At 66.6% G+C, this 11,945-nt stretch carries 11 protein-coding genes; 4 read left to right on the top strand and 7 right to left on the bottom strand.

Annotated elements, in window-relative coordinates:
- Positions 1–5: 5 nt before the first annotated feature.
- The 6 genes from FHR72_RS14330 to FHR72_RS14305 form a co-directional block, all read right to left on the bottom strand.
- Complete coding sequence (locus tag FHR72_RS14330) at positions 6–875, bottom strand: hypothetical protein (RefSeq protein ID WP_183469152.1); 870 nt, start codon at positions 873–875, stop codon at positions 6–8.
- Positions 876–880: 5 nt separating this feature from the next.
- Complete coding sequence (locus tag FHR72_RS14325; protein ID WP_183469053.1) at positions 881–1,288, bottom strand: cupin domain-containing protein; 408 nt, start codon at positions 1,286–1,288, stop codon at positions 881–883.
- 17 nt (positions 1,289–1,305) lie between these two features.
- Positions 1,306–2,022 (bottom strand): SDR family NAD(P)-dependent oxidoreductase, encoded by a 717-nt coding sequence (locus FHR72_RS14320; protein WP_183469051.1) that lies wholly within the window; start codon positions 2,020–2,022, stop codon positions 1,306–1,308.
- Positions 2,022–2,576: a sigma-70 family RNA polymerase sigma factor gene (locus FHR72_RS14315; protein WP_183469049.1), complete on the bottom strand. Its 555-nt coding sequence runs from the start codon at positions 2,574–2,576 to the stop codon at positions 2,022–2,024. Before FHR72_RS14315 ends, FHR72_RS14320 begins: the two co-directional genes overlap by 1 nt.
- A 16-nt stretch (positions 2,577–2,592) precedes the next feature.
- Positions 2,593–3,348 (bottom strand): SDR family oxidoreductase, encoded by a 756-nt coding sequence (locus FHR72_RS14310; protein WP_183469047.1) that lies wholly within the window; start codon positions 3,346–3,348, stop codon positions 2,593–2,595.
- 111 nt (positions 3,349–3,459) lie between these two features.
- Complete coding sequence (locus FHR72_RS14305; protein ID WP_183469045.1) at positions 3,460–6,219, bottom strand: AAA family ATPase; 2,760 nt, start codon at positions 6,217–6,219, stop codon at positions 3,460–3,462.
- A 95-nt stretch (positions 6,220–6,314) separates the two neighbouring features.
- Between FHR72_RS14305 and FHR72_RS14300 the strand changes: the two genes are divergently transcribed.
- Positions 6,315–7,226 carry an MBL fold metallo-hydrolase gene (locus FHR72_RS14300; protein WP_183469043.1) on the top strand — a complete coding sequence of 304 codons (912 nt, stop codon included), beginning with the start codon at positions 6,315–6,317 and terminating at the stop codon, positions 7,224–7,226.
- Between the two features lie 205 nt (positions 7,227–7,431).
- Here FHR72_RS14300 and FHR72_RS14295 read toward each other — a convergent pair whose 3' ends face one another.
- Complete coding sequence (locus FHR72_RS14295; protein WP_183469041.1) at positions 7,432–8,037, bottom strand: TetR/AcrR family transcriptional regulator; 606 nt, start codon at positions 8,035–8,037, stop codon at positions 7,432–7,434.
- 167 nt (positions 8,038–8,204) lie between these two features.
- Between FHR72_RS14295 and FHR72_RS14290 the strand changes: the two genes are divergently transcribed.
- The 3 genes from FHR72_RS14290 to FHR72_RS14280 are packed head-to-tail and all read left to right on the top strand — an operon-like array spanning position 8,205 to position 11,917.
- A complete protein-coding gene (locus FHR72_RS14290; protein WP_183469039.1) occupies positions 8,205–9,155 on the top strand; it encodes a sterol desaturase family protein in 951 nt (316 codons plus the stop codon).
- 6 nt (positions 9,156–9,161) lie between these two features.
- On the top strand, positions 9,162–10,388 hold the full coding sequence (locus FHR72_RS14285; protein ID WP_183469037.1) for a cytochrome P450: 1,227 nt from the start codon (positions 9,162–9,164) through the stop codon (positions 10,386–10,388).
- 11 nt (positions 10,389–10,399) lie between these two features.
- Positions 10,400–11,917: an MFS transporter gene (locus tag FHR72_RS14280; RefSeq protein WP_183469035.1), complete on the top strand. Its 1,518-nt coding sequence runs from the start codon at positions 10,400–10,402 to the stop codon at positions 11,915–11,917.
- Positions 11,918–11,945 lie beyond the last annotated feature (28 nt).

Here is an 11,945-nt window from a genome sequence, read left to right as displayed (position 1 = left end):
CCTCGTCATGAAACGCGCGGTAGCCGGTCGGCGTGAACGGGCGTCAACCACCCTGCGATGTTGCGAACATAGTCGAGGAACACAATCAGCCGGGCAGGATCTTCCTTGATCCCGGAACCGGCGGGTTCGGTGACGAAGGCCGGTGCGCCCCGGTCCACATCCCAGTTGTAATCGGCGAAATGATGAAACGTCGAGCAGGCCAGCGCCCGCCCTAACAACGCGCCGTCGGCGGCACGTTCACCGACCAGCGCCACCGCCAGATTGAAGTCCCGACCCGATGCCTGACTGCGGCCTCGTGCCACCACCTCGGCACCTGGCACATTCGCAGATACCAGTCCCTCGTGCGGATGGGCCGGGAACCAGGCGATGTGGCCACCGGCCGTCGCGGCGGTCCGCAGCAACTCATGCGGAACACCGTCGGAGAGCACCGGCTGGTAGTCGCCGTTGGCGCCGGAATGATAGTTAGGCCAAGAGATGTGGGGGTTGTCCAGGTCATCGCACATCGTGGCCGGGTCGATGCTTGCGTCGTGGAACCGGTTGATCTCCCCCAACGATCCGAGGCGCAGCAGGCAGCTCCCGAGTTGCTGATGGTCCCGGGCGGTGAGCACTCCTCCCCCACCGCGCCGGAATCGCGAGATGGCCTGGCACTCGCGCTCCGTCAAACCGGCGCCGGTATCGACAGCCATCAGCCACAGCTGGTCGTATCCCAGCTCGTCGATCCGGACCAGAACCGGGTCATCGCCGTGGCCGGCGCGATCACGCGCGACCACCTGATGCCCCGCGGCCAGCAGTACGTCGGCCAGCATGGAGAACCGGTCGATCGCCCAATCCTGGCTGTCGAAGGGAATTGTGGTCTGCAGCAGTATTTTCGCCATCGACCTCACGCCTTCACGCGCAGGTGCGCCCGCGCGGCCAGCTCGTCGGTGTCGACCAGCGTCAGCATCGGCGTTCCAGGAACGCAGAACATGGTGACCAGAAATCTGCACGGGATGTCCCTGCGGTTGTTGGCATCCGAGTAGTGGATAACGTCCCCGCCGGGCTCCCAGAACGTCTCCCCGGCGCGCACCACGCGCGGCGCAGAGCCCTCCAACTCGAACAGCACCTCACCATCGAGCACATAACCGAACGCCGGCCCACCGGGATGCTTGTGCGGCGGCGCCCCGGCGCTGCCGGGCGGGTACTCGATGATGACTGTCATCGCGTGTGCCCCCTCGGGTATCGACGGTGGTGTTGCCTCGCCCACCACAGTCAGCGCGTCTTCCCAACCTGGGTCGTACTTCACAGTCATGTCCACTCCTCGTGCACTTAGAGCGCGCTGCCGCCGCCATCGGCATGCAGCGTCGAACCGGTGATGAAACTGGAACGCGGCGAAGCCAGGAACAACACCGCATGGGCGATCTCGGTCGGATCGGCCGTCCGACCCAACGGCATGGAACGCCCCAGCCGCTCGTTGGATTCACCCCATGCCTCCAGCACGCCGTCGGTCTTGGTCGGACCCGGAGCCACGCTGTTCACCCGGATACCGGCCGCACCGAATTCCACGGCCCAGGTGCGGGTCAGTGATTCCACGGCCGCCTTGGACGCGCTGTACGCCGAGGCACCGGCAACGCCCTTGGTGGCGACCATGGTGGTCACGTTGACGATGCTGCCGCGTCCCCGCGCCAGCATCCCTCGGACCACACCGGCGGTGAGGAAGTACAACCCGCGGACGTTGACACCGAAGGTCTGCTCGAAAGAGAGGACGTCTTGATCGACGGTCAACGCGGCCGGGAAGCTCGCCGCCTTGTTGATGAGGATGTCCACGTCCCCCGCCTGCCGCACAAGCCCTTCCACAGCATCGCGCCGGCCGAGGTCGGCCTGCACGAACCGAACACCCAGAAGATCCGCCACCGCCGCACCGCGGTCCGGATCGCGACCGGTGATGTCCACCGACGCGCCGGCGTCGACGAGCAACCTGGCCGAGGCCAGCCCGATACCTGCAGTGCCACCGGTGACCAGCGCGGTCTGCCCTGCCAGTTCCATCACGCCACCCGCTGCGCGGCGGGCGCCAGGACGTCACGCAGACGTCGCCGCGCGCGAGACACTCGCGACATGACGGTGCCCACCGGGATATCCATGATGGCGGCGGTTTCGGCGTAGGTGTGTCCCTCGACGAAGGCGTGGAAGAGCACGTCGGTGAACCCCTCCGGCAGCTTGGCCAGCGCATCGGTGAGCTGAGGGTCGGTCAGCGTGCTCAGCACCTCGGCTTCGGCCGACATGTGCACCGCCGACCGCGCCAGCACCCGGTCCGTGATCTCGTCGATAGCGGCCTCGGCCGGCCGACACTGCATGCGACGGTGGTTACTGACCCACCGGTTGTACATGATCTTGAACAGCCAGGCCTTGAGATGCGTGCCGTCCTGGAAATGCGGATAGCCCGTGTACGCGTGTAACAGCGTGTCCTGCAACAGATCTTCGGCATCGGCCTCAGATCGGGTCAGTCGGCGGGCACCGCGGTGCAGCATGTCCATCAGTGGTTGGGTCTGGGCCGCGAATCGCGCGGCGAGGTGGGCGTCGGGTACCGCCGTCAGCGTCATGTCGGTACTTTCCGGATCAGTGCGCGACAACGGAGTCGGCCAGCCAGTCGGCGAACCGGGTGCCGAAGACCGTCGCCGCGTCGCCGGCCACCAGCGTCTGGTCGTCGAGCACCACGCCGAAGTACGGCGCCGTGCGGTCGGTGACCACCTCGCGGTCGTCGCCGGTCGCCCGCAGCTGAAGGGTCACCAGTTCGTCGAGGCCGATCCGTTCCGGGCCGCCCACCTCGACGATGGTGCTCGCGGGCTCACTCACGGCGGTGCGTGCCACCGCGGTCGCCACATCGTCGGCGGCCATCGGCTGGCTCGGCGCCGAGGTGATGCGTACCGTCTCACCCTCGGTGGCCGAGTCCGCGATGCGGCCAACGAACTCGAAGAATTGGGTGGCACGAACGATCGTGAACGGGATGTCGCCCTCTCGGATCAACTGCTCCTGGGTCGACTTCGCGCGGAAGTAGCCGCTGTCCTGCAGCCGGTCGGTGCCCACCACCGACAGGGCGACGTAGTGCGACACCCCGGCGGCCTTGCCCGCGCTCAGCAGGTTCTTGGCGGCCCGGGTGAAGAACTCCAGCGCCGCTTCGTCCTCGAAGGACGGTGAGTTGGCGACGTCGACAAGGACGTCCGTGCCGGTCAACACCTCGGCCAGCCCCTTGCCGGTGAGGATGTCGACTCCCGATGCCGGGGATGCGGGTACCACTTCGTGGCCGTGCTGGTCGAGCTTGGACACCACCTTCGAGCCGATGAGTCCGGTGCCACCGATGACGACGATTTTCATGAGAATCTCCAGGTCCAAGGGTTGTTCGAGAACCAGCCTGGCCCGTGCGGTGCCGATGCGGACCCTTGGAAGTACGTGGTCTGAGAACTACGTGGTCTGAGAACTACGTGGTCACCACGGGAGGTCGCGCAACTGACGGCGCGATTTGATTCCGAGCTTGACGAAGACCTTGCGCAGATGCCACTCCACCGTGTGCGTGCTGAGGAACAGCTGAGCACCGATCTCGGAGTTGGTCAGCCCGCCGGCGGCCAGCCCGGCGATCTGCGCTTCTTGGGCCGTTAGCTCGTCACCCGCGCCGACCGGCTGCTTGCGCACTTTTTCACCGGTGGCCACCAGTTCGCGGCGGGCCCGTTCCGCGAACGCCTGCGCCCCCATGGTCGTGAACATGCTGTGGGCGATGCCCAGTTGGTGCCGGGCATCGTTGCGACGATTGGCCCGGCGGAGCCATTCACCGTAGGACAGCCGCGCCCGCGACAGATGCAAGGTGATATCGGCCTGCTCCAGCCGCTCGATCGCCTCGATGAACTTCGCCTCGGCGGCGTCGTCGGCAACCAGTGCCTGCGCCGCCGCCACCGCGCCCAAGCCCCACTGGGTGCCGGTGGAGGCGGCGCGTTCGGTGAATCGCGGTAGCGCAGCAGCGGCGGTCTTTCGATCGCCGAGGTGCACGGCCGCTTCGATGAGTTCATAGAGGCACCAGCTGAACAACCCGAGATCCTCGTACTCGCAGCCACGCCGGGCGGCGGTGAGCGCCTCCTCGTAGCGGCCGAGGCCGTTGTGCAGCACTGCGCTGCAGAACGCGGCCAATCCGATGAGTCGGCCTTCTCCGCGAGCCGCACCGTTTGCCGCGGCTGCCTCGATGAGCTCGACGGCCTCGGCGGCCGCACCGCCCCAGGCGGCCAGATTTAAGGTGTGGTAGCGCACCGGCTCCTGCCCCATGGCCGCGGTGATCGCCGCGGACTCCCGGAGGAGCCTTTCCGCCGAACCGAATTCACCTCGATAGAAATGGACCCCAGCCCGGTAGCCGAGGGCCGGCGGAAGCGCAGCCAGGGCTCCGGCGTCGCGGGCACGCCGTACGGTATCGGCGGCGATGCGTTCGAGCACGGCGTCATCCCACATCTCGTGGGCGGCGGACTCCTGGATCACCGGGAACGGCCAGTACAACCACTGGACTGGATCGTGCTCCGCATGAGCATTCCAGAGGTTGAGTGCAGCAAGAAGATCCGCAGCACCGGCGGCGGGGCCATCGATTATCCGCGCAGACATGCCGCCGAGCAACAGATCGATGGGCCGCGCCGGATGACCGACGCGGCGAACGGCCTCAGCACCCGCAGCGGCCACCTCCGCCAGCAGGGTGGGTGCGCCGAGACGCCCCGCGTACATAGCGGCCGCAAGGGCCTCCAGGTATGTCTCCCTTGCCAGTTCATCATCAAGGCCGTCCAATCCGCGCGCCGCATCGAGCAGTTGGGCAGCGGCCTGACCCACCGTCGGCGCGCCGGTCACCCCGGCCCGGCTGCGCACGAAATCCATCTGGGCCCGCATCCGCACCACCTGCGCCTTCTGCAAGGCATCCAGTGGTGCGGAATCCGTGATCGAGAGCAGCGCGTACGCCGAATCCGGCGCCGCGGCCTCACGTTTGGCCTGGGCCGCCGCGATGGCACGCGATCCGCGCAGCTTCGGATCCAGGGTGAGCACGGCCGCGCGTTCCAGAAAGGATGCGGCCGCCGCAATTCCACCCCGCCGTTGAGCGCGGTCGGCCGAGGCCTCCAAGTCGGCTGCCACCGCATCGTCAGGACCCACCGCCGCATTGGCGGCATGCCAGGCTCGGCGGTCAGGATCGGCCTGTGGGTCGGTTGCCTCGGCCAGCGCCCGATGCGCGGCGCGGCGCTCGCTCAGATCCGCGGCGCGGTAGGCGGCCGAGCGCATCAGTGGGTGGTTGAAGCGCATCCGCGCCCCGAACTCGATCAGGCCGGCGTCCTCGGCGGGACCGAGTGCCTCGACAGGCACAGCCAATTGCGCTGCGGCACGGAGAAACAGCGCCGCATCGCCGATCGGTTCGGCCGCGGCCACCAGCAGCAACTGCCGGGTGGGCCCGGGTAACGCCTGGATGCGCGCGATGAATCCGTCCTCGATTGCAGCGGTGGAGGAACGCCGCCCCGAGATCCAGAAGCCGCCTGTCAACTCGGCGGCCGAGACGCTGCGCGGCACATCGATGAGTGCCAGTGGGACACCGCGGGTCTCGGCGACGATACGGTCACGCACCAGTGGATCGATACCTCCGATCATGACCGACTCGAGCAACTCGCGCGCCGCGGCATCGCTCAGCCCCGTCACGGTATGTTCGGGCAGTCCGGCAAGCACGTCGGGGTGACCCTCGCGGAGGGCGAACACCATAGCCACCCGCTCGGCCAGCAGCCGCCGTGCGACGAACGCCAGTGTCTGCAACGACACCTGGTCCAGCCACTGCGCGTCATCGATGATGCACAACACAGGGTTCTCGGCCGATGCGGCGGCCAGCAGGCTCAGTACGGCCAGGCCCACCAGGAAGCGATCAGGTACGGGACCGGCGCCGTAACCGAACGCGACATCCAGTGCGGCGCGCTGCGGCGCCGGCAACGTCTCGCGATGGCCGAGTAACGGCGCGCACAGCTGCTGCAGTCCGGCAAACGCGAGTTCCATATCGGACTGGACGCCGGATATCCGCGTCAACGCGAAGCCAGACGTGTTCTCCGACAGATGGTCCAGGAGTGCGGTTTTACCGACACCGGCCTCACCTCGCAGGACCAGGACCTGGCTACGCCCCGCCCGGGCCTGCGCTGTCAGCTCATCGAGCACCGCGCAGTCGCTGTCGCGTCCGCGCAGCGTGCCTGACATAGCCGTCGATCGTAGCGGGGATGAGTCCCGGCACGGGTGCGCGTTCGACCGTCCGGAAGCGTGCAACCCGCACCTTCGTGAGGATTGGAGTATTCATGAGCGTGGACAACCTGATTCGCGGTGGTCACGGTCTCGACGAGTTGGTGCCGTCGCGGTACGCCCTCAAGGTCGGCGACATCGAGGTGCTGGTGATCAGCGATGGCGTACTACCCATCACGGCCTCGACGATGGCCACCAACGCCGAACCGGCCGCATACTCGGCCTGGCTCAGGGACATGTTCTTGCCCCCGGAAATTCTGGACTGGCCGCTGAACGTCGCAGTGGTGCGCAGCGCTGGCAGGACCATCCTGATCGATTCCGGCCTGGGCACCGAGTTTCCCGACTTTCCGCGGGCCGGTCAACTGGGCGTGCGACTGTCCGCGGCCGGAGTCGAGCCGTCGTCGGTGACCGATGTCGTGCTCACCCACCTGCATATGGACCATATCGGCGGGCTGCTCGTCGACGGACTGCGCAACAAGTTGCGCCCCGACCTGCGGGTGCATGTCGCCACCGCCGAGGCGGAGTTCTGGGAGTCACCGGACTTCTCGTGCACCGTCATGCCGGCGTCGATCCCGCCGGTGCTGCGACGAACCGCCGCCCAGTTCCTGGACCTCTACCGGGGCCAGTTACGCACGTTCGAGAACGAATACGAGGTCGCGCCCGGGGTGCTGCTACGCCGCACCGGCGGACACACCCCCGGACATAGCATCGTGCGCATCGAATCCCGCGGTCAAGCAATGACTTTCGCCGGCGACGCGGTCTTTCAACCCGGGTTCGACAATCCCGACTGGCAGAACGGTTTCGAGCACGACCCCGAAGAGGCCACCCGAGTCCGAATCCAGCTACTGACCGACCTGTCGGCGAGCGGCGAACAACTCGTGGCCACCCACCTGCCGTTTCCGTCGGTGTGCCATGTGGCCGCACTCGGTGGAGCGTTCCGGTTCATCCCGGCAGTCTGGGACTACTGACGGTCTGGGCGGCGGCGCGCCAAACGCCACCGACGCACTCTTGGTGCGTCCGCCGCCCGGTCACCGACCGACACCCGCAACAGTTGCGGCGACTCATCGTGGGTGATTCAACCTGGACGTGTGCGCCTCAGATCGCTCATTGCGTCCACGTTGTCACCCTTCGTCTCCCTTGCCACCTTCTGTCTCCTGTGGTGTCGCTGCTGCGCTAGCCGCGAGAGCTGTTGCGCAGGAGGCGAAAAGCGAGGTCGATGACCTCCTCGGGGGGCGGTCCGTCGGGGTTGGCCAACCACGAGAAGGTCAAGCCGTCGAAGAGCGCGGCGATGAGACTCGCGGTGACGTCGACGTCGAGTTGCGCTCCGCCGGCGTTGAGTTCGTCGACAAGAGGCGCAACGTCGGAGCGGGCCATGTCGTGGTAGTTCTGGTAGAGCTTCTGCGCCATCTCCCTCAACTCGGGGTTACGCAGGGCCATGGCGGTGAGTTCGTAGGCGCCGAGTTGACGGCCGGCCTCATCCTGACGGATCTTCTGAAAAGCCGCTTTCCAGTTGGCGGCTGGGTCGTCGCTGGACTCCGCCGGCGCGGTGGCGGTGGCGGCATCGGCCATGACCGCGTACAGCACGGCTTCGAGGAGTTCGGCCTTGCTGGCGAACCAGTAATGGAATATCCCCTGCGGCAGGTTGGCTTCGTCGGCGATCCGTCGGGTCGTCAATGCCGCGACGCCGTCTCGGGCCATCACCCGGACCGCCGCCGCAACGAAGGCATCACGCTTGCTCGTATCACGTCGCTCGGTGCTTCGTGGTGCAGAGCCCGTCATGGTGGCCAGTCTGCCAGACCATCAAAACTGCTGGTCATGCCTTCGCCCGATCATCCTACGCGACACACATCACAAATTAGGTCACTTGACCTAGTCGAATGACCTAGACATGATGGCGGTGTCACGCAGCAGCGTTCAGCGCCGCGCCAGTCAGAAAGAAGAACCTCGTGTCAGATCTGCTCGACAACATCTCGCTGTGGACGCTTCCGGCGTTCGCCGTGCTGATCGCCGTGGAGTTTCTCGCCTACTACGTCGAGAAGCGCCGGGAGCAGCCACCGCGGCGGCCGATGGCCGGAGTAAGCGCCAAGGACGCGGTGACGAGCCTGTCGATGTCGGGCATCGGCGCGTTCACCGACGTCATTTCCAAGGTCGTCCAGCTGCCGGTGCTGCTGCTCGCCGCAGCGCTGGCCCCGGTGCAGTGGTCAGCGGCGTGGTGGCTGCCCGCGCTGATCCTGGTCGATTTCGTCTACTACTGGGAACACCGAGCTCACCACCGGATCCGGATGTTCTGGATCGGCCACAGCGTGCATCACTCCAGCCGGCACTTCAATCAGACCACTGCGTTGCGGCTGGGCTGGTTGATGCCCACCGACATCCTGTCGTCGTTCCTGTTCTACGTCCCGCTGTTGGTGGCCGGCCTGCCGCTGTGGTTGCTGTTCGTGCTGCAAGCGGTCATCCTCACCTACCAGTTCCCCATCCACACTGAGCGTGTCGGGCTGCTTCCCCGCTGGATCGAGTTCGTGTTCAACACCCCGTCACACCATCGGGTACACCACGGCGTCAACAACCCCTACCTGGACAAGAACTACGGCGGCATCTTCATCATCTGGGACCGCATGTTCGGCACCTACGCCGAGGAAACCGAGCAGGTCTTCTATGGCCTGACCAAGCAGATCACCACCTACAACCCGGTCAAGGTCAACTACTGGGAACTCGCCCGCGCCGCCCGCGACGTCTGGAACGCCAAGACGTGGCACGGTCGCCTCAATTATCTGCTCAAGCCGCCGGGGTGGAGTGAAAAGCCCTCAACAGCAATCACACTCGGCGATCAACCACCCGCCCCGTCACGCGCCGAGGTTCCCACCGGTGCGACTGCGACAATTCAGCAAGGGAGCTGACCCACGATGTCCGCCATAATCCCGGCCGGCCCCCAGGAGCGCTTCGAAGCGATCTTCGACCCCGCCATCCGATCCGACCCGTACCCGGCCTTCCGCGCGGCCGCGCACGCCGCACCGTTCGCGCTCCCCGAACAGAATATGGTCGTCTTCGGCAGCTACGCCGACTGCGACCAGATTCTGCGCCACCCCGACGGAGCTGTTGACCGCCGCAAGTCGACTGTGGTGCGCAACGCCATCGCCGGTGGTGCGGACCCCGCGGGCTTCGACACCCACAGCTTCCTCATCCTTGATCCTCCCGATCACACCCGGCTGCGCAAACTGGCTCAGAAAGCGTTCTCCCCGCGCCGGATTCGACAGTTGCAGCCCGAGATCACCGCGATCGTCGACGGCCTCCTCGACCGCGTCGCCGACAGTGGTGATGTCGTCGAGGACCTCGCCTACCCGCTGCCGGTCATCGTGATCTGCCGACTGCTGGGCGTGCCCGTCGAGGACGAACCGCGGTTCGGACAAGCCTCCAAGCTCATCGCCCAGGGCCTGGATGACTTTCTCCCGGTGGTCGGTGACCTTGATGCGGGCCGCCAGGAACGTCTCGACGCTGCCACGTGGATGTATGAGTATCTGCGCGAGCTGATTCGCGAGCGGCGCACCGCACCGCGGGACGACCTGATGTCGGCCCTGGTCGCCGCCGAAGAGGCCGGTGAGCAGCTCACTGAAGACGAGATCGTGGCCACCTGCGAGCTGTTGTTCGTCGCCGGGCACGAAACCACGGTCAACCTGATCGCCAACGCTGCACTGGCCATGCTGACCCATGGTGGTCAGTGGCACGCTGCCGCCGAGAACCCCGGCCGGTTGCCGTCCGTGGTGGAGGAGACCCTGCGTTGGGATCCCCCGGTACAGCTGTCGGACCGCATCGCTGAACGCGACATGATCATCGGCGACACCGTGGTGCCCGCCGGTGATTCCGCGGTCCTGCTGCTGGGCGCTGCGCACCGCGACCCCGCCGAATACGTCCGCCCCGACGAATTCGACCCCGACCGGGCTGCGTTCCGCCATCTCGCCTTCGGCCATGGCGCGCACTTCTGCCTCGGCGCACCCTTGGCCCGGCTCGAAGCCGTCACCGCACTGACGGCACTGACCGCGCGGTTCCCGAACGCCCATCTCGCCGGCGAACCGATCTACCGGCCGAACGTCAGCCTCCGCGGCATGTCGCACCTTCCCGTCACTTTCAGCTGAGAGCCCACCTCATGACTACCCGACCGCGCATCGACGTCGCACCGGTCAAAGCTGGGTTGCGCGAATGGTCCGCCCTCGCCGTCCTGATGCTCGCCACCGTCCTGCTGGCCATCGACGGCACCGTGCTCTACCTCGCCGTCCCAGCACTGACCGCCGACATCGCCCCATCAGCCACCCAGATGCTGTGGATCGGCGACGTCTACTCCTTCGCCTTGGCCGGGCTCCTGGTCACCATGGGCAACCTCGCCGACCGCATCGGCCGCAAACGGCTACTGCTCATCGGCAGCATCGGGTTCGGCCTCGCTTCGGCGCTCGCCGCGTTCTCCACCACGCCTGAGATGCTGATCGCCGCGCGCGTGCTGCTCGGAGTGGCCGGTGCGACGATCATGCCCTCGACACTCTCGATTGCGCGCAACCTGTTCACCGACCCGGTGCAGCGCACCACCGCGATCGCTGCCTGGACCGCCGGCGCCACCGGCGGTGCCGCGCTCGGACCACTCGTCGGCGGCTTCCTGCTGGAGCATTACTGGTGGGGCTCAGTGTTTCTCATCAACGTTCCGCTGATGGTCCTGGTCGTGATCGCCGGCATCGTCCTCATCCCGGAGTCCAAGAACCCCGCCCGCGGAAGCCTGGACCTGATCTCCGCTGCCCTGTCTGCTACTGCGATCGTGTCGATCGTGTTTGCGGTGAAACACGTTGTCGGCACTGGGCTGGACTGGAGCGTACCGATCACTGTCGCGCTCGGCGTCGGCGCCGGGTGGGCATTCCTGCTCCGTCAACGCACCCTGTCGCAACCCCTGATCGACGTCAGCCTGTTTCGGTTGCCGGCGTTCAGCGGCGCCGTCGCCGCGGACACCATCGCCATCTTCGCCTTCATCGGCGTCATGTTCTTCTTCTCCCAGCACCTCCAACTCGTGATGGGCATGACCCCATTCCAGGCCGGCCTCGCAGAACTGCCTGCGTCCGTCGCGACCGTCGCGGTCGTCGGCATCGTCGGCTACCTGCTCACCCGGCTCGGACGAGGCCGCGCCATCGCCGCCGGCCTCGCAGTCTCTGCCCTCGGATTGGTCACGCTTGCCATCACGGAGGGGTGGTCGACCTACTGGGGAATCGGCCTGTCCCTGGGGGTCATCGGGCTCGGAGTCGGTGCCGCCATGACTCTGTCGACCGATGCCGTCGTCAGCGCCGCGCCTGCCGAACGGGCCGGCGCCGCCGCGTCGATCTCCGAGACCGCGTACGAATTCGGTGTTGCTCTCGGCATCGCCGTCCTGGGCACCCTGCACACCGTCCTCTACCGGGCCCGCCTGCACATCCCCGACAACGTCAGCGCGACTGACCGTGAAGCCCTGCACGACTCGTTGGCTACCGCGACAGGCCAGCTGACGAACGCCCCCGACCTACTCGCAGAAGCCCAACACGCCTTCACTTTCGGGGTCCAAGCCGTTTCGTTGGTCGCCGCAGCTCTTCTTGCCGTCGCAGCACTGGTGGCACTGAAAGTCATTCCGTCCAAGCCAGAGGCACGCACCTAGAGCGCGTGGTCCGAGAATTCAAGGGCCC

The sequence above is a fragment of the Mycolicibacterium iranicum genome (assembly GCF_014190915.1).
Classification (GTDB): Bacteria; Actinomycetota; Actinomycetes; order Mycobacteriales; family Mycobacteriaceae; genus Mycobacterium; species Mycobacterium iranicum_B.
The sequence above is the reverse complement of the archived record's forward strand: the minus strand, read 5'-3'. Positions and strand labels throughout refer to the sequence as shown.

Excerpts from the sequence above, each read along its gene's own strand:
- FHR72_RS14280 (WP_183469035.1), top strand. The coding sequence starts at position 10,400 with ATGACTACCCGACCGCGCATCGACGTCGCACCGGTCAAAGCTGGGTTG.
- FHR72_RS14325 (WP_183469053.1), bottom strand. The coding sequence starts at position 1,288 with ATGACTGTGAAGTACGACCCAGGTTGGGAAGACGCGCTGACTGTGGTG.
- FHR72_RS14300 (WP_183469043.1), top strand. The coding sequence starts at position 6,315 with ATGAGCGTGGACAACCTGATTCGCGGTGGTCACGGTCTCGACGAGTTG.
- FHR72_RS14295 (WP_183469041.1), bottom strand. The coding sequence starts at position 8,037 with ATGACGGGCTCTGCACCACGAAGCACCGAGCGACGTGATACGAGCAAG.
- FHR72_RS14285 (WP_183469037.1), top strand. The coding sequence starts at position 9,162 with ATGTCCGCCATAATCCCGGCCGGCCCCCAGGAGCGCTTCGAAGCGATC.
- FHR72_RS14315 (WP_183469049.1), bottom strand. The coding sequence starts at position 2,576 with ATGACGCTGACGGCGGTACCCGACGCCCACCTCGCCGCGCGATTCGCG.
- FHR72_RS14330 (WP_183469152.1), bottom strand. The coding sequence starts at position 875 with ATGGCGAAAATACTGCTGCAGACCACAATTCCCTTCGACAGCCAGGAT.
- FHR72_RS14305 (WP_183469045.1), bottom strand. The coding sequence starts at position 6,219 with ATGTCAGGCACGCTGCGCGGACGCGACAGCGACTGCGCGGTGCTCGAT.
- FHR72_RS14310 (WP_183469047.1), bottom strand. The coding sequence starts at position 3,348 with ATGAAAATCGTCGTCATCGGTGGCACCGGACTCATCGGCTCGAAGGTG.
- FHR72_RS14320 (WP_183469051.1), bottom strand. The coding sequence starts at position 2,022 with ATGGAACTGGCAGGGCAGACCGCGCTGGTCACCGGTGGCACTGCAGGT.